This window comes from Photobacterium sp. AWH4_225 (assembly GCF_056158405.1).
This window is the reverse complement of the sequence record NZ_JBSWTF010000001.1, coordinates 2,330,436-2,347,317: the sequence shown is the minus strand read 5'-3', so window position 1 is coordinate 2,347,317 and position 16,882 is coordinate 2,330,436. Positions and strand designations below refer to the sequence as shown.

Annotated in this window: 16 protein-coding genes; 7 read left to right on the top strand and 9 right to left on the bottom strand. The window is 44.4% G+C overall.

Features of this window, described 5'->3' with window-relative positions; genetic code table 11:
• Positions 1–94: 94 nt before the first annotated feature.
• The 4 genes from ACXAD4_RS11070 to ACXAD4_RS11055 form a co-directional block, all read right to left on the bottom strand.
• The gene (locus ACXAD4_RS11070) at positions 95–607 is read right to left on the bottom strand and encodes a hypothetical protein (protein WP_475241342.1); all 513 of its coding nucleotides are present in this window, start codon (positions 605–607) and stop codon (positions 95–97) included.
• 238 nt (positions 608–845) lie between these two features.
• Positions 846–941: a MetS family NSS transporter small subunit gene (locus ACXAD4_RS11065; protein ID WP_107298394.1), complete on the bottom strand. Its 96-nt coding sequence runs from the start codon at positions 939–941 to the stop codon at positions 846–848.
• The gene (locus tag ACXAD4_RS11060; RefSeq protein WP_475241340.1) at positions 938–2,425 is read right to left on the bottom strand and encodes a sodium-dependent transporter; all 1,488 of its coding nucleotides are present in this window, start codon (positions 2,423–2,425) and stop codon (positions 938–940) included. Before ACXAD4_RS11060 ends, ACXAD4_RS11065 begins: the two co-directional genes overlap by 4 nt.
• Positions 2,426–2,832: 407 nt before the next feature.
• Complete coding sequence (locus ACXAD4_RS11055; RefSeq protein ID WP_475241338.1) at positions 2,833–3,426, bottom strand: hypothetical protein; 594 nt, start codon at positions 3,424–3,426, stop codon at positions 2,833–2,835.
• Positions 3,427–3,567: 141 nt separating this feature from the next.
• Between ACXAD4_RS11055 and cydH the strand changes: the two genes are divergently transcribed.
• Together cydH and ACXAD4_RS11045 are read left to right on the top strand one after the other, a co-directional pair.
• On the top strand, positions 3,568–3,657 hold the full coding sequence (gene cydH / locus ACXAD4_RS11050) for a cytochrome bd-I oxidase subunit CydH (protein WP_475241336.1): 90 nt from the start codon (positions 3,568–3,570) through the stop codon (positions 3,655–3,657).
• A 101-nt stretch (positions 3,658–3,758) separates the two neighbouring features.
• Complete coding sequence (locus ACXAD4_RS11045; protein ID WP_475241334.1) at positions 3,759–4,973, top strand: patatin-like phospholipase family protein; 1,215 nt, start codon at positions 3,759–3,761, stop codon at positions 4,971–4,973.
• Between the two features lie 63 nt (positions 4,974–5,036).
• On the opposite strand, the gene ACXAD4_RS11040 is transcribed toward ACXAD4_RS11045, so the two are convergent.
• Together ACXAD4_RS11040 and ACXAD4_RS11035 are read right to left on the bottom strand one after the other, a co-directional pair.
• Positions 5,037–5,942, bottom strand: a complete 906-nt coding sequence (locus ACXAD4_RS11040; protein ID WP_475241332.1) for a manganese-dependent inorganic pyrophosphatase — start codon at positions 5,940–5,942, stop codon at positions 5,037–5,039.
• A 177-nt stretch (positions 5,943–6,119) separates the two neighbouring features.
• Positions 6,120–7,580 carry an EAL domain-containing protein gene (locus ACXAD4_RS11035; protein ID WP_475241331.1) on the bottom strand — a complete coding sequence of 487 codons (1,461 nt, stop codon included), beginning with the start codon at positions 7,578–7,580 and terminating at the stop codon, positions 6,120–6,122.
• 277 nt (positions 7,581–7,857) lie between these two features.
• Here ACXAD4_RS11035 and ACXAD4_RS11030 point away from each other — a divergent pair, with 277 nt between their 5' ends.
• The 3 genes from ACXAD4_RS11030 to emrD all read left to right on the top strand — a co-directional run bounded on the left by ACXAD4_RS11030 (position 7,858) and on the right by emrD (position 10,713).
• Positions 7,858–8,205: a hypothetical protein gene (locus ACXAD4_RS11030; RefSeq protein WP_475241329.1), complete on the top strand. Its 348-nt coding sequence runs from the start codon at positions 7,858–7,860 to the stop codon at positions 8,203–8,205.
• Positions 8,206–8,514: 309 nt separating this feature from the next.
• A complete protein-coding gene (locus ACXAD4_RS11025) occupies positions 8,515–9,114 on the top strand; it encodes a GTP cyclohydrolase II (protein WP_107298387.1) in 600 nt (199 codons plus the stop codon).
• Between the two features lie 417 nt (positions 9,115–9,531).
• Positions 9,532–10,713, top strand: coding sequence for a multidrug efflux MFS transporter EmrD (gene emrD, locus ACXAD4_RS11020; protein WP_475242761.1), 1,182 nt, complete (start codon positions 9,532–9,534; stop codon positions 10,711–10,713).
• Positions 10,714–10,785: 72 nt separating this feature from the next.
• Here emrD and ACXAD4_RS11015 read toward each other — a convergent pair whose 3' ends face one another.
• From ACXAD4_RS11015 to ACXAD4_RS11005, 3 genes are all read right to left on the bottom strand, one after another.
• Complete coding sequence (locus ACXAD4_RS11015; protein WP_107298386.1) at positions 10,786–11,112, bottom strand: HI1450 family dsDNA-mimic protein; 327 nt, start codon at positions 11,110–11,112, stop codon at positions 10,786–10,788.
• 142 nt (positions 11,113–11,254) lie between these two features.
• Positions 11,255–11,824, bottom strand: coding sequence for an elongation factor P-like protein EfpL (efpL, locus tag ACXAD4_RS11010; RefSeq protein ID WP_317521795.1), 570 nt, complete (start codon positions 11,822–11,824; stop codon positions 11,255–11,257).
• 48 nt (positions 11,825–11,872) lie between these two features.
• Entirely contained in the window at positions 11,873–13,441 is a 1,569-nt protein-coding gene (locus tag ACXAD4_RS11005) for an EAL domain-containing protein (RefSeq protein WP_475241328.1), read from the bottom strand.
• A gap of 243 nt (positions 13,442–13,684) precedes the next feature.
• On the opposite strand from ACXAD4_RS11005, the gene ACXAD4_RS11000 reads away from it, so the two are divergent.
• Both ACXAD4_RS11000 and ACXAD4_RS10995 read left to right on the top strand, forming a co-directional pair.
• Positions 13,685–14,455, top strand: a complete 771-nt coding sequence (locus ACXAD4_RS11000; RefSeq protein WP_475241327.1) for a nucleotidyltransferase domain-containing protein — start codon at positions 13,685–13,687, stop codon at positions 14,453–14,455.
• A 29-nt stretch (positions 14,456–14,484) separates the two neighbouring features.
• The gene (locus ACXAD4_RS10995) at positions 14,485–16,863 is read left to right on the top strand and encodes a DNA polymerase II (RefSeq protein ID WP_475241325.1); all 2,379 of its coding nucleotides are present in this window, start codon (positions 14,485–14,487) and stop codon (positions 16,861–16,863) included.
• Positions 16,864–16,882 lie beyond the last annotated feature (19 nt).

Here is a 16,882-nt window from a genome sequence, read left to right as displayed (position 1 = left end):
TAATCTTGTATGAATCGAATAAGGTATGCAATTGAAAAAAATAAGAAACTGGCCCAATTTATATAAAATTTATATTGAGCCATAGACCGGGTGATTACTTACATTCCATTTCAGTAATCGCAGTCATTTTTTCGTTATAGGTATTAAGTGGCTTTTCAATGTTACCCGGATGCGTCAGTAACTCAGCAAAAGCACTGCGCAATGCGTAATTCTGTGGGTGTGGTTTGCTTTGGCGGTCATCAAAAGCCAGTTTTGCCGCTTTGCCTAACTCTGAGTCTTGCTCTGATAGCGATTTGACATCCTGTTGAGTCAGATTGAGCCAAGATTCAACCGGCAGGGATAGGGCGAGTTTCTCTTTGTCGTTGGCAAGGTACCAATCGAAGGCATCACGGTTTAGCTCAAAATGGTGTTTACGTCCTTTCAGAAACCAATCGCCGACTTCTTTGAGATCGGGTTCTTTTTCTACTGCTAGCTCGACGAGGTTTTCATACCAATTGAGCGAAGCGTCGATATATTGATGGTATTTTTCACTTTCGCAACTGGATGTAGACGCCAAAGCGATGGATGGGATGAGTGCCGTTGAGAGTACTAATGCTGCTAACTTCATTTCAAATCCTTGATTCTTATTTTCATTGGGCTCAACAGATAAATCTGGTCTGATGGCTTGTGTTGTTTACAGGCTGTTATTTTTCAGCTGCCATCTCATGAATTCCGATTGTAGCTATCTGATTGCCATAAGGAAAAGAATTCTTTATGAGAATGCATCATTGTTAACATAATTACTGTTGGCTTGGGACAAAAAAACAAGGAGGCGAAATGCCTCCTTGTTGACTCTTAGCCTTATATTATTGCTTTTTCATTGCAACGGAGATGCAGTATGCTGCGCCGCCCCATGTAATGCCCAAGCCGAAAAGCATCATGATAATCGCACCTGTGGTCATAGTTTGGCCTCCTGCTGAAGTTGTGGTTTAGACGAAACGTTGATGATGACGGCAACAACAAACATAGCTGCAACCAACCCCCAACCCAACATCAGTAGATCTGAGGTAGCATAGCCGCCATAGCCATCATTGAAGGTATTCACAAGGTTAGTGCCTAGAATAACGGCTAGCATCGCTGGGCTTAGGAAACGGATACAAATTTCAAACCATTTACCGATGCTGAATTCCGAAATGCTGTTTACGTAGTTACGGATGTCAGACACTTTCAGCAACCAGGCAATCACCACAAGCTCAACCAAGCAGCTGGCAAGCAGTGCAACGTTGTTAATGAAGTAGTCAACCAAGTCTAGGAGTAGCAAGCCGCCGTTAGTGGCAAATGCCATCGATACGACAAAGCCGATTCCGCATACCAAAGAGGCAGCAAGCTTACGCGAAATCTTCAGCTTATCGATGATGGCCGAGGTAACTGCTTCAATGATTGAAATATGCGAGCTGAGACCTGCCACGACCAGAGCCAAGAAGAACAGTGGGCCAAGGATAAACGGAGCCGGAAGCAGATTGATTGCTGCCGGGATAGTCACGAATGCCAAACCAACACCGGCTGAAACGACTTCAGTGATCGGTTTGGCTTGCTCTTGCGCCATGTAACCCAATACACCGAAGATCAATACACCTGCGGTGATAGAGAAGCCACAGTTGATCAGTACCGTCATGAAGGCGTTGTTGTTGATATCTGATTTCTCAGGCAGATAGCTAGAGTAGGCAATCATAATGGCGAAACCGACACTCAGGGTGAAGAAAATCTGACCGTATGCTGCTGACCATACTTTGGCATCCATGATCTTGCTGAAATCTGGTTGGAATAGGTAGTTCAGACCATCCAGAGCACCTGGCAGGAACACTACGCGGGCAATCAGTGCAAGCACCATGATAAAGAGAAGCGGCATCATGATTTTGCTGGCGCGTTCAATACCGCCTTTAACACCGGTAAACACGGCAGCAAATGTGATGGCCCATGCAATAGCCATTGGAATGGCGATATGGCTCTGCAGGCTACCTAGCTGACTAGGCGTGTTGTCACCGAGTTTGAGGTATTCACCAAAGAAGAAACCATTGGTGTCGGTTCCCCAACTTTGAGTGAAAGAGTAGCTTAGGTAGGAAATCGCCCAGCCGATAATAGCAACATAATAAACTGCGATGATGGCAGCGATGAAGACCTGGAACCAACCTAGCCATTCGAATTTCATACCTAGCTTAGAGAAAGCTCTTGGTGCGGCACCACGTAGTTTATGACCAAGGCTGAATTCCATGATCATAAATGGGATACCGGCGGTGAGCATGGCAAAAAGGTAAGGGATAAAAAAGGCGCCACCACCATTTTCATAAGCCATATAGGGGAAGCGCCAGATGTTCCCAAGGCCGATTGCAGAGCCTACAGCAGCAAGGATAAATCCTGCTCGTGAGCCCCATTGTTCACGTTTCATATACATCTCCTTATGTACTGCAAATCACTATAGAAATAGGATTAGTCAGAGAATTATTCCAATTAATATCGATACTTAGCGTGAGAATTGAAAGGTAAGACCACGCTGATGGGACGAGATTAACTAGAGTGATCATGTAAAGCAATAGAGAGTAAGGTTGTAAATCCTAAATTAGCCAGTTGTTAATTATTGGGTTTTAGTTAGTTTCCAGATGAGAAAAACTGTGATCGACTTCTTGCTGGTGGAAAAAACTATCAGGAGGGAAAATGTTTGGTTGGAAATATTATTTTACAAACTTAACGATAATGTCTGAATAATGGCCCAAATTCAGCTTTTCCACACATCAGCTGCACAATCTTGATGTGTGGAAGCTAGTTTGATAGCCGTCGAAACCGCCGCATTGATGCCTAGAATGAGAAGGTAAAGCCAAGGTTGGTCTGGAATTGGGTTAACCACTCAGAATTGACTTTGATGTTACAGGTTTGGTTTCCTTCCGGAAGGTTACAGATAGTGGTGGTATCACTTTCCATCAGGTTAACTAGCCAGCGTCCTTCAAATAAGACGGAAAAGTTTGGGCTAAATTTGTATTCCAGTCCGCCCAAGAAGCTACCAGAGAACACAAGATCTTGATCGCTCCAATCGGCATCGACAATCGTTGTACCAATACTCGCCCCAGCAAAGGTGTTAAAGTGCTGGAAAGTTTCGAAACGCAATGTGCTTTGGAAATGAACATAGGTAAAAGAGCCTGAACCAGAGAACGTCTCATAGTCGGTGGGCTGGTGGCTAACGAAAAGGCCGACACGACCTTTGTCCAAATCTGTTTCAATACTGATTGCGTAATGGGGATCGTTTTCAGGCTCTATTTTGGTCCCATTATCATCTTTGATTGAATTTGAAAAAGTATATCCAACATACGGGGTGACATAGATAGTATTCGCCGTAGCTGAGTGCGATGCCGTTATTAGTCCTGCGGCAATGATAAACAAATGTCCAGTTTTCATACCATTATCCAATAGCGCAAACATAATATTTAGTGTGACAGCTTTCGTATATTATTGCTTTTTCATTAGCCAGAATCTTGAACTCTCCCTAAAATAGAGTTAATAATTTGTTAAACACCTTGATGGAGTAAGGATATTATTATGGATTCTGATTTGAAGTTCGCTGTCTTGACTGCAATCATCACCATGACTGTTATTTTAGGCTTTGGCCTTGTTTCAGTAACTATGTAAGTTATTAATACATCGATAAATTGTAGTTGATATTAAGGTTTTATCAAACTAAGGACGGTATACTGGCTGAAAAGGATTTTTGTTGTCTGTGAGTCAGGGGTATGACAAATCATTTACCGTTTAGCCTAAAGGCCTTCGATTTACCTTTAATTAACAACTTTTCGCGCCAGTTGCTTAATGCGAAACAGAAAAAAATAGCGCTCGTTGTACAGGGAGGCGGACAGCGCGGCATTTTTACAGCTGGCGTTTTTGATGCTTTTTTGGATAGCGGTTTTGACCCCTTCGAGCTCTATATCGGCACTTCTGCTGGTGCACTGAATCTTTCCTCTTTCATTAGTCGCCAGCCTCGCTTTGGCTATGAATTCATTGTTAACTACACCACAGACAATGAATTTTTCAATTTATATAAATATTTGAGCCAACAAAAATCAATGAACCTTGACTGGGCGCTGGATGAAGTCCGTTCTCATGGTGCAATCCCGCTGGATGTATCGACTGCCCGTGATGTGCTAAGGCACCGTACAGCATTAGCGTGTGCAACGCGAAAGGATACCTTGCAAGATATCTATATGCCGATGTACGAGGAGAATTGGTGCGATGTGCTTCGGGCATCCTGCGCAATTCCCGTGATATATAACTTACCGGTCAATTTTGATGACTTGGAATGGGTTGATGGTGGCGTGAGTGCAGCGGTACCTGTTAAAGAAGCTTGGCAGCGTGGTGCTGATTTGGTGATTGTCGTCAGAACCGAACCTGTATCGCTGCCGGGTAATGAAAGTAGCCGCTTTGATGATTGGCGTAGCAAGGTAGAGACCGCGTTGCCGGAGTATATCGAGCGACTGAGTTTGAATCAGTCTCTGGATAAGGTGAAATCTCTTCATGGTGAACTGACGACTAAACTCGAGAGCTGGAAACTAAACTGGCGGGATAAAGAGCCTTTAGCTCAACCTGAGCAAGCGGAGCTTGATAGTGCCTCTATCACGGAGAACAAGGGGAAAGGGTGGAGCCTACTCTCGGCTGATAATATCGAGCGGTTCTTGACACTGACAGGGAATAGCAAACGGCTAGAGGTGATCGATATGCTCAACCGCTATTACTCCACTTATCAAGGTGCCCATCAGTTCATGCTGTCACCACCAAAAGGCTTGCAGGTTATTCAGATTGCGCCGGAAAAAAACCTAAGAAGCCGGGCATTGCTCAGCAGTAAAGATGATTTGGAAATAGATTACCGTGAGGGGAAACTGATTGGTCGTGAATTTGTCTCTCACTTTGCCGATATTTTGAATGAGACATCAGCGGTAAAACGCGGTGGGTAAGAGAGCATGTACAAAAAAGGAACGCCGAAGCGTTCCTTTTTAATAGCTTGCCTGTAATGACAATTAAGCCAGTACAGTTTGCAGCCAAGGCCAGCCTTGCTTCTTACGGCTAAGGGTGTTTTCCATCATTAGCATGCCGTCTTTAGCGTGGGCATCTAGCATTTCGTTCCATTCACCTTTGTATAGCAGGCGAGTAGTGCTTGTTGTGATGTCAGTAAGCATTAGTGCAGCCATTGCTAGGCCTTCTTCGTCACAACGACGCTGAAGGTCAGCTTCAAGATCAGCAATCATGTCTTCAACTTGCTCTAGGGTAGCAAGTTCGATCTGGCCAACAACAACGTTACGCTCTTTGAACGGGTATGCTTTCAGGTCTTTCTCTACTAGCTCAGCTGCAGATAGGCCTTTGATGTCAGTTTTAGCGATCAGTAGATCTTTGATGAACTGGTCTAGGTCTTCAACACCAGCAAGGGGTGCTAGCTCAGCAACTGCATCTTTGTCTTTTTGAGTACAAGTTGGAGAAGCAAAGCCAACGGTGTCGCTCAGGATCGCAGACATCATAAGAGTAGCTAGTTCGCGAGTGATCTCAGTGTTTTCCATCTTGAATAGGTTGAACATGATGGTACAAGTACAACCAACAGGCCAGATCCATGCTTCAAGTGGGTTAACAGTCATCACGTCGCCTAGGCGGTGGTGGTCAACAATACCTACGATTTCAGCTTCTGCGATGTCGTCTGGTGCTTGTGCCAAGTCAGTGTAGTCAACCAACCAAACTTTCTCACCAGCAACGCCAGTACACATTTCAGGCTGATCTACGCCTGCTGTTTCTAGGATGTGCTGAGTTTCGCGGTTAATTTCACCTTGACGAACAGCTTTAGCTTCAACGCCACGAGCTTTCAGAAGAGCAGCACCAACAAGTGCTGAACAGATGCTATCGCTATCAGGGTTTTTGTGACCAACTACTTGAATCATGTCGTTTCCTTTACTGCGTCAATCACTGCTTTGTTAGCAGCAAGACTAATTAATTTATCCTGGACCTGTAACATGACAGGTGTTTTAGGAATGTAACCGCGCAATTTTAGAGTTTCTGTCAGAAATAACAATTGAAGTTGCGCAAAAAATGTTTGGTTGATTAATATCACAGCTAAATTAGCCGTCCGATATCGCCAGATCTTGTTGTAAATACTGCCTAAATTCATCGAATGGCATCGGTTTGGCAAAATGATAACCCTGCATTAAGTAGATCTCTCTTTGATGCAAGTAGTCCACCTGCGCTTGGGTCTCCACTCCCTCAGCTATCACCTTTAATCCCGCGTGTTTGGCAAATAGGATAATGGAGTCAAGGATATTGGACTTCAAATCATTGGTACCGATTGTATCGACAAACATTTTATCGATCTTCAGCGTATCAATAGGTAGATTTTGCAGATAACTAAACCCACCATAGCCCGTGCCGGCATCATCCAGTTTTATCGAGATACCAAAGTCTGTCAGGTGCTGGATAATGCGTCTGGCTTTGGTGAGATCACTAAATGGGATCCGCTCTGTCACTTCGAACGCAAGCCTGTGAGCGGGAACATTCCTTTGCTTGAGCAAATTGATGGTTGTGCTGAGAAACTCATCGTCCTCCAATTGCTGCGGTGTGACGTTAATGCTGACATAAAAGTTACTGTCAGCAATGAGTTCGTCTTCAAACTGGTCGATAACCTGCTCAATCATGTAGTTGGTAAGCAGTTTAATTTGACCGTTGTGCTCAGCAATCGGGATAAATTGATTCGGTGAAATTAGCTCACCATCTGAACGTTGCCAGCGGATCAGCACCTCACAACAGGTTATGGTCCCTGTTTTACTATCGACAATAGGCTGGTAGTAGGGGATAAACTCTCTCTTCATTAACCCATAAGTGATCATCTCTTTCAGGGTTCGCTCAGGTGTGCGGTATAGGCCTATCGCCAAGCACACGGACAGCAGCATAAAAAAGAGTAAGAGCTGGGTGATGAATAGATCATTTTCGGTCACGTAAGTTATACCCTTGTCAGTGGCGTAGACATTGAAGGCATAGTTGGGCCCGAAATCTTTACTTGCGATATGAATGTACTGTTTGCTCTGGTGCTTTGGGTAGACCTGGATTTCTTTTTCGCCACGACTCAAGGTCATTGCAGTGCAGTTTAGGCATACTTCACTCTGGGTAAAGACGTTCTGAACAGGTTCGGTGATCAGAATTAAACTCGCATCGGGCAGGTGATAATGAACTTTCAGACGATGGTTGTGGTATGGCGTAACAAGGTAGCTGAAATCGTCATTTTCATGATCGATGAATGCATTGTCTTTATCGAAGTCTTTAATTAAGGGAACGTTTTTGCCGTAAACTGAGCAACTGGTATGTGCTGTCTGCATTTCTAGTAGCTGAATCCCAGTAGACTGCTCGATGGTATCGCGGAGTAGGGAGATGTCCTGCTGTGCGCAGTTGAACTGTAAACCTTTAATCAGCTCATAGAGCTCACGTCCAAGGTTAATATATCTTTCCTGATAGAAGATATGGATGTTTTCAAGTCGCTTCTCGACTTCATTCTTGAACAAGAAATGGCTAATCGCTTGTGATGAACTCATAATAGCTAACGCTCCCAGCAAGAAAACTAGGATAGGGGTTCGCCAGCGCAGCCAAAGAGTCGTGTCCATCTAATCAGTAATGAGTTGGTCAAAAAGGCCGCTATTGAAACATAACTCAATTAGATATTACAGGGGGAATGTATTGGCTTAGTGAAAAAAGTTGCACTTAGGTATTAATCCGTATTGCAGGCCATCGTCAACTGTTTGATAAGAAGATATAACTTTATAAATGGTAACTTAAGGTGTATATATAATACCTCTTATTGGGAGGTGTATTATGTTCTTTCGATTTGTCCCTATTGTTGTGAGTTTCTGGTTGCTTGCAGCACATTTCTTGCGCTTTGGTGCCATGCTGCCTTGTTTGATTTTACTCGCTTATCCTTTATTGCTGCTTATTCGTCATCGTTGGATTCCTTATGTTATGTCGCTGAGCCTGGGCTTCGTTGCGCTTAAATGGCTGATGGTGACATACGAGATGATTACCGAGCGACTGATGATGGGCGACGACTGGGTGCGGATGACTATGATTATGGCTGGGGTGGTGTGCTTTACCTTAATGTCGATTAGTCTTTTCCAGAGCCGGAAGCTAAAAGCGCTCTATGGCTTTAGTTCATCTAATCCTTAAGAATTTTATGGTTTTACCGTTGCTTGTGTTATGTTATAACATATCTCAATTGGTGAGGCCATTATTGCTCTGATAACCAGCAACCTGTGCCTTTACGCTGTTTTAGTGCGATAATTTTAGATATCATTGTGGGCTATCAACCCGAGTAAAAGAGTAATGCCTTAGCGATAGCTTTACTATCGAGTATTCCACCGCTGGGTGTTGTGTAAAGAATAGTCAGTCAAACAGTAAGCCTATAGCCTTAACCGTTAGGCTTGTGTCGAGTTGATTGCTGCTACTGGTTTGACTGTAGAAGTACTTAGGAACAACATGGTTAAAGTAAGGGCCCGTGTGCCTTTTAAAGTCGGTCAAAGAAGTGATATTCCTGCTGAACTGCTTTCATTTAACGGGTTAGAGTCAGGCAAAGAACATGTCGCTGTGATTTTCCAGAATGCCGATCAGCGCTCTATACCGCCACTTGTGCGTATGCATTCCGAATGCCTAACGGGTGATGTTTTCCATTCTTCACGTTGCGACTGTGGCGAACAGCTGGATGAAACCATCGAAAAGATGGGTGAGCAGGGCGGTGTACTACTGTATCTACGCCAAGAAGGTCGTGGAATTGGCCTTTATAACAAAATTGATGCTTATGAGCTGCAAAGCCAAGGCATGAATACCTATGAAGCGAATAACCACCTAGGCTTTGGTGATGATCTTCGTGATTTCTCTGAAGCGGCTTACATGCTAACGGCGTTAGGCTTGAAAGAAATTCGCCTGATCACCAATAATCCGAAGAAGATTCGCGAGCTTGAAGCGCTGGGTATTGTGATTAGCGAAGTGGTGGGCACTAAAGCGCACCTGAAAGATGGTAATGAAAATTACCTAAAAACCAAAGCGGCCCACGGTAAGCACCGTTTCCACTTTGATTAATCCAAAAATCAATGACTTCGAAGCCCTGCTTTTGCAGGGTTTTTTTTGCTTAAAATCTGACATTTTATTCACTCATGAAAGGATAATGGAGCGAGTAGACTTAAAGTGATAGATAATCAGTAGACAGAATAGCGCAATAATCCATTATTTTTTCTAATGCGATTGATAATAAACAATCGTGCTACACCCAGTGCTAACTGCTTGCCATGATTAGTGTTCAGCTATAATATTCCGCTCATCAAATCAGGGGTTGAATCTGATCATCCTTAACTCCTCGAATGTATACCCCGCGCTAACTCCAAAAAATAGCATTAAATTTTATTTGTTAATGAAATTCATCAAAGGTGGCGCAGTTTCCCAAAATATTATTCTGTAATGAGGATATTGGCTGTGAAACAGCAATCAACTTCTTCAAGCATGGCAAGATTGTTATTTTTAATAATCATTCTTGCGGCTGTGGGTCAAATGACTCAGACAATGTATGTGCCTTCTATTCCAGCGATGGCGGATTTTTTCTCAGTTAAATCGGCATATTTACAAGCAGTGATGGCGGCGTATCTGATCCCGTATGGTTTGTCGCAGTTTATTTATGGTCCTTTATCCGACAGAGTCGGTCGTCGACCAGTGATTATCGTGGGAATGGTGATTTTCCTTGTAGGTTCGATTGCAGCATTATTCTCACCGAACTTTGAGTGGTTCCTTGTGGCAACCTTCGTGCAGGGAATGGGAACAGGCTGTAGCGGTGCAATGTGCCGTACTGTCACCCGAGACTGTTTTGATGGCGATCAGCTTCACCGTGCAAACAGTTTGGTAAGTATGGGCGTGATTTTTTCACCATTGATCGCTCCGGTACTGGGTGGCTACCTATCTTCAACTTTCGAATGGCAGGCAAGTTACTGGTTCTTATTGATTTTCGGTACGCTAGTGACGATTGCAATGATGTTTAAGTTTGACGAAACGTTGCCGAAAGAGAACCGCCGTCACGAACGAGTCTGGGTGAGCTACCGTTATGTACTAGGTAACCGTCGATTTCAGGGTTACGTGCTATGTCTGATTGCAACGTTCGCAGGTATTGCGGTATTTGAAGCCGCGGCAGGCGTATTGCTGGGTAGTGTGCTTAAGCTGGATCCGAAGACGGTAAGTTTATTGTTTATCTTGCCTTTACCTGGTTATCTGGCTGGTTCTTGGTTGTCTTCGGTACTGGCCAAACAGATTGGCAACACCCGTGTAATGTATTTGGGTATGTTGGCGATCATTGCAGGTGCGCTGGCTATCTTTATTCCGGGTATGGCAGGTTTGGTAACTGTTAGCTCTTTAATTGGTGGGGCGTTTGTCTATTTCATTGGTGCCGGTGTATTGTTTCCTGCCGCAACAACGGCAGCTATCCAGCCGTTTCCACATCATGCAGGAACTGCCGGAGCCGTGCTGGGGGGACTACAGAACCTTGGCGCAGGATTGGCAACATTGGCTGCATCGATGATGCGAGCAGAAGATCAGTACAGTCTCGGTGCGGTAATGACCGTGATGGCAATTTTGGTTGTTCTTAGCCTACTGTGGGTTCGACATAGTAACCGTCGTGATACTCCGGTTCTGGTGTAAGCTGACATTATAGAAAAAGGCGGAGCCCATTAGTGGGTTCCGCCTTTTTTGTACTTCAAATTAGTTTCTGACTTAGTCACGCTTCCACAAGATGTGGCAGAACTTGTTGTCAGGATCACGGCTCACAAGAAGACGGGCAAAAACATCGTCCAGCTCGTCATTTTCTTCATTGACCAGACCAACACGCACTTCAGCATACACTTCTTTGTCAACGTCAAAGCCTACGTGCTCAGCCCAGTCATCTTTAGTTTCGACCAGCTCTGCAGCACCGCGCTCGTCGAATTGCATGGTGAAAAGCAATACGTCGGCAGGCTCTAGGTTATCAGCTGCCATCTCCAGGAAGATATCGTAGGCGGCATCGATAACGTCGTCATAAGAAATTAGGTTTGGTGTGTCCATGAACTCTATCTGTCATTTGTAAATTGAAACTGAAGTATACCCAAGCGATATGAAGGTGCAAGTTTCAGCTATTTTGAGAAATATGCGTAATAAAAAAGGGAAGCTCAAGCTTCCCTCATAAAAATAGTTTTGTGCAGATTAATTAATCAGCGCGGCTCATGAACTTACGTTCCTGAACGTTGACCTTAACTTTCTCACCAGTAGAGATGTATTCAGGTACTTGTACTGTTAGACCCGTCGCGAAACGTGCAGGCTTGGTACGAGCAGACGCTGAAGCACCTTTGATAGAAGGGTCAGTTTCTTCAATAACAAGCTCAACCGCAGACGGTAGCTCAAGACCAGCTGCTTTGTCATTAACAAGAATGACATGTAGGCCTTGTGTATCTTCAGTGATGAACAGCATTTCATCAGCAATTTCTTCGGCGTTGAAGGTGTACTGATCGAAGTTTTCTGTATCCATGAAGATGATGTTTTCGCCTTCAGCGTATGAGTAAGCAACAGGGTGCTTTGTCATCTCAACAGTATCTACCACATCGTCAGCTTTAAGACGCTCGTCAACACGGTGACCTGTTGTTAGATCGGTACAACGCATTTTGTAGATTTTTGTACCGCCACGGCCGCCAGGCGTTGTAACTTCAATATCTTTGACTAACAACGTTTTACCACCGGTAACAATGACAAAACCTTTCTTAATTTCACTAGCTCTTGGCATGGGCTATATCTTTCTGTTGGTAAAAATCGAAAATTATCACGGTTATCGCTAAACACCAACAATTTCCTGCACAGAATGGCTGACTTCTGAGGCAGGTGTTGAATGTATTTTGAATTTAGCTAAAAAACGTTCAAATGGCATAGGCCTCGCATAGAAAAAACCTTGGCAGCTTTGAATGTTCAGTGACTGTACATGCAGGGCTTGCTCTTGGGTTTCGACCCCTTCAGCGATAAGCTGGCATTTGAGTGTATGGCCAATTTGAGCAATATTGCCGAGAATCGAGTGCGTGACTGAATCCGTCACTGAGGCTGCAACAAACGCGCGGTCAATCTTGATTATGTCAAAGCTCAGTGCTTGTAGGGTAGAAAGACCAGCATAGCCAGTACCAAAATCGTCGAGCGCCCACTTGATCCCGTGATCGCGCAACGCTTGCATACCGTTTTGCAGCAAGGATACATCAGTGTTCGAAAAGTTCTCTCGTTCGGAGAATTCCATGACCACCCCGTTTTGCATAAGCGGATAGCGTTTGAGTAGTTCAATGACAGAGCCGACAAATGTAGGGGATGCAATCATGGATGCCGTTACATTGATCGATAGATAAAAGGGCTTATCAATCAATACCGCTCTGGCTTTATCCTGCGCGGCTTGCTCTATCAGTTGTAAGGTGATTTCGTTGATTTGCCCTGACTTTTCAGCCGCCGGAATAAATTCATCAGGCATGACTCTCTTTTTCTTCGGGTGAAGCCATCTCACCAGTAACTCTGCGCCGATCCACTGACCTGATTGGGCCGAGACTATTGGTTGATATTCAGCATAGAACTCTCTGTTATAGATACCTTTTTGGATTTCCGTGTACAAAGGAACACGTTTGAAAAAGAAGCAATGGACGAGTAGCGAGATACCGAACGCATTAGCCACGATCAACAGGATACCAGTAGATAAATATGACCAAACCAGATCTAACAACAGCTCTTTGGTATAGCCGACAGAAATTCCCACCGGATAGCGTGAAGACGATATCATGGTTTTATAAAATATGGATTCCCGTGAATTAATGTCATCAATATTTGAAAAATATTTACGATGCTTATCGTAGATATATGAATATACTTCATGATGACTGGATATTTCTTTTAACCACAGCTCTAAATAATTTTTTTCAAAGCGGATCTGATACCAGCCAGAGTCGATATACATCATGAAGAAAATAGCAGTTTTGCCAGATTTAATATCATGCATTTGATATGTAGCATAATGCTCGCCGGGCTCTAGCTTTTCTATTTCCAGATCGGCAATTTCTTCCTTCGTCAGCGTTGTGCTGCGATCGCTACAAATCATAGAGTCGCTTCTAATGAAGATAACTTCATTAAGCACGCTATTGTTTAGTGTAATATTTTCAAGAGCTTGACGGCTTTTTTCACTGCAATCTGGATATAAATCGGTTATCGTTGTTAATTGTTTTTCGATTGTAGTGATTTCAGTATCTATTGATGACATTAATACTTTAGCAGTATCTTCTGACTTTTCTGTCGCGTAGGCATTAATATAGGCAAAGAATGTCACTAAGCCTATGAATAACATACAAATAAAAATAAAAAACTGATTCTTTATATTCATTATATTGAGTGAAAGCGAAAAAGTACGCGAATACTATAATAGTTTCATGCTTAATTACATGGAAATGTGTAAATTTGTGAATATTTTGTCGTCTGGTCATTATATTGTCGGTTTGATTTATATGAATGACAATTATCTGTCATTATGATGAGCGTTTATTGTCCAACTAGCGCGGTGGTTGGGTATTGTTAGCCTGTGATTTGATATAATTTAATCCGTTAGAAAATCGTTAGAGGGATCACAGTGACACGTGCTTTACCTGCATTTGATTGTCCATCATCGCTTCAACCAGTATTCGGTGCCGTGGTGGATGATGTTGTTCATCTGTTCAAGCATTGCTTTTCAGGACTACACAGTCTGTATATTGCCGGGAGCGTTGCACGACTCCAGGCTGTGCCGGGAAAGTCGGATCTGAATGTCACCATGGTGGTATCACAACCGCTAACTGTATCCGAGCAAGCCGTACTCAATAGCATCATTGGCCGAATTGAACATCAAAGTCTCCAAGTGACTGCAATAAACGTTACGACGTTGGAAAAAAGTGAGGCGCTTGATATCGCAACGATTTTCAAGTGGGGCTTCTGGTTTAAACACTGCTGTATGTGCGTTTATGGTGATGATCTCTCCAGTCGGTTTGGCTGTTTTGAGCCAAGTTGGGATATCGGCAAGTCGATGAACCAAGATTTGGAGGAGCAACTGAATGATTACCGAAGGAAAATCATGGCCACCCGGGTTGTATCTCACTACCTGAGCTTTTGTCGAGAGCTTGCTAAAAAGATGATTTGGTCTTGTTACTCTTTGGTTTTTCATCGCTCAGGTAAGTTAGCTTTATCCATCGAACAAGCCGCACAACAATTTCTTTTGTATTATCCGCAACAAGAGGTGGCGATTGAGCGCTTGTTTCTTCTTGTTTCAGGAAAACAAGTCCCGAAAAAGGCCGTGCTATTTATGATCAATGACTTTGGTCAGTGGATCGTCTCTGAATTTGATAAGATTGAACGTAAGATTGGTTAAGCGTTTACCAGCAAGCTAATGAGGTTTTTTTGCAAACTCAGTCAAAAGGCTTTGTATTAACAAGGCAAAGCCGTGATGTTCGCGGCCAAACAGAGATTGTGCTTTGGGTTAGCACCGAAAATGGTCCGGCAAGGCTGGTGGTCAGCAACGATAAACCAGTGTGCTTTATTCGTCAGCAAGATCAAGCCGTGGCCCAAGCAGAGCTCCATAAGGCAGGTATACGTGTTGATTGGAAGCCACTTACGCTTAAAAACTTCCAACATGACCTTATGGCTGCTTGTTATTGCCAGTCAATAAAGGACAGTCTCCAACTCCCTCATGTTCTTGCTGCTGCCGGTGTAGAAGCATTTGAATCTGATATCCGTCTAGCTGACCGATTTTTGATGGAACGCTTTATATGTGGCAGCATTGCCTTTACCGGAGAGCGAAGTGTAAAGGCGGGTTTTGCGGAATACCATCAGGTCAAAGCCAAAGCGGCAGAGTATAAACCTCAGCTGTCCGTCGTTTCTTTGGATATAGAGTGTTCGGAAAAAGGCGTACTTTACTCGGTTGGGTTGCATAGCGATAAAGACAGTCGGGTTATCATGGTCGGGGATGCGTCCTGCGATCAGGAGGCTCATGACTGGATCCAGTGGGTGGACTCCGAGAAGGATTTATTGCTTTCCCTAGAAGCGTGGTTCCTGGAGTTCGATCCCGATATTGTGATTGGCTGGAATGTGATTGATTTCGACTTCCGCTTGTTGTTCAAGCGTGCAGAATGGAATGCGATCACACTACGGATGGGAAGGGGCAAGCAGCCGCCACATTGGCGAAAGTCAACCCAGAACCCGAACCAAGGGTTTATTTCTATTCCTGGCCGGGTGGTGCTGGACGGCATCGATACCTTGAAAACAGCCACCTACAATTTTCGCTCTTGGTCGCTAGAGTCTGTGTCACGAGAATTACTCGGTGAAGGGAAGGATATCAACAATGTTCACGACCGAATGGCTGAAATCAATCAGATGTTCCGTGAAGATAAAGTTTCACTCGCCAAGTACAACCTGCAAGATTGTAAGCTGGTGTCGCGGATATTTGACCATACCCATTTGCTCGACTTCGCTATCGAGAGGAGCTGCCTGACAGGTGTTGAGCTAGATAGGGTCGGCGGCTCGGTAGCCGCTTTCACTAACTTGTATCTTCCACAGCTCCACCGAGCTGGCTATGTTGCCCCAAGCCTGGATAGTGAAAATTGGATTGCCAGTCCTGGTGGCTATGTGATGGACTCCAAGCCTGGTTTGTATGAATCGGTGTTGGTACTGGATTTCAAGTCTCTGTATCCCTCCATCATCCGTACCTTCCGAATAGACCCGCTTGGCTTGGTAGAAGGCTTGCTACAGGAAGAAGGTAAAGACGATGATCAAGCCATTGCCGGCTTCAGGGGGGGGCGTTTCCACAGGACGAAACACTTCCTGCCGAAAATGATCGAATCGCTTTGGGCGGCAAGGGATCAAGCCAAGCGAGACGGTGAAAAAGCGTTTTCACAGGCGATCAAAATTATCATGAACTCGTTTTACGGTGTTTTAGGATCATCTGGCTGCCGGTTCTTTGATCATCGCTTGGCCTCGTCGATCACTATGCGTGGTCACGAGATCATGAAAACCACTCGTGAATTGATTGAAGCAAAAGGCTACGAGGTCATTTATGGTGATACCGACTCGACCTTTGTTTCTCTTAAGCATGCACACTCGGCGGACAAGGCTGATGAAATCGGTCATGAGCTGGTGGCTTATATCAACCATTGGTGGACCGAGCATTTGCGTGATGAGTACAGCGTATCCTCGGCGCTGGAACTGGAGTACGAAACCCATTATCACAAGTTCCTGATGCCGACGATCCGTGGTCAGGAGACGGGCAGTAAAAAACGCTATGCCGGTTTGGTGATTAATAATGGCGAAGAGGAAATGGTCTACAAGGGGCTGGAAACGGTAAGGACTGACTGGACCCGGTTGGCGCAGACCTTCCAGCAAACGCTTTATTATCGTGTCTTTCATGATCAGGAAGTCGAAGAATACGTCAGGCAGTATGTGGAAGACACACGAGCCGGTAAATTCGATGATGTGCTGGTGTATCGCAAGCGGTTACGGCGTAACCTTTCGGAGTATCAGAAAAATGTGCCGCCTCATGTCAGAGCGGCGCGAATGGCTGATGAAATGAACCAGCGTCAGGGACGTCCACTGCAATACCAAAATGGTGGCTGGATTGAGTATGTGATTACCATCAATGGTCCTGAACCAGTTGAAGCGCAACAAAGTCCAATAGATTACGAGCATTACATCGACAAGCAATTGAGGCCGGTAGCCGATGGGATATTGCCTTTCATAGGTAAGCATTTTGATGATATTACCGCGCCGCAGTTAGGATTATTTTAAAAATACAGCAAGGATATAG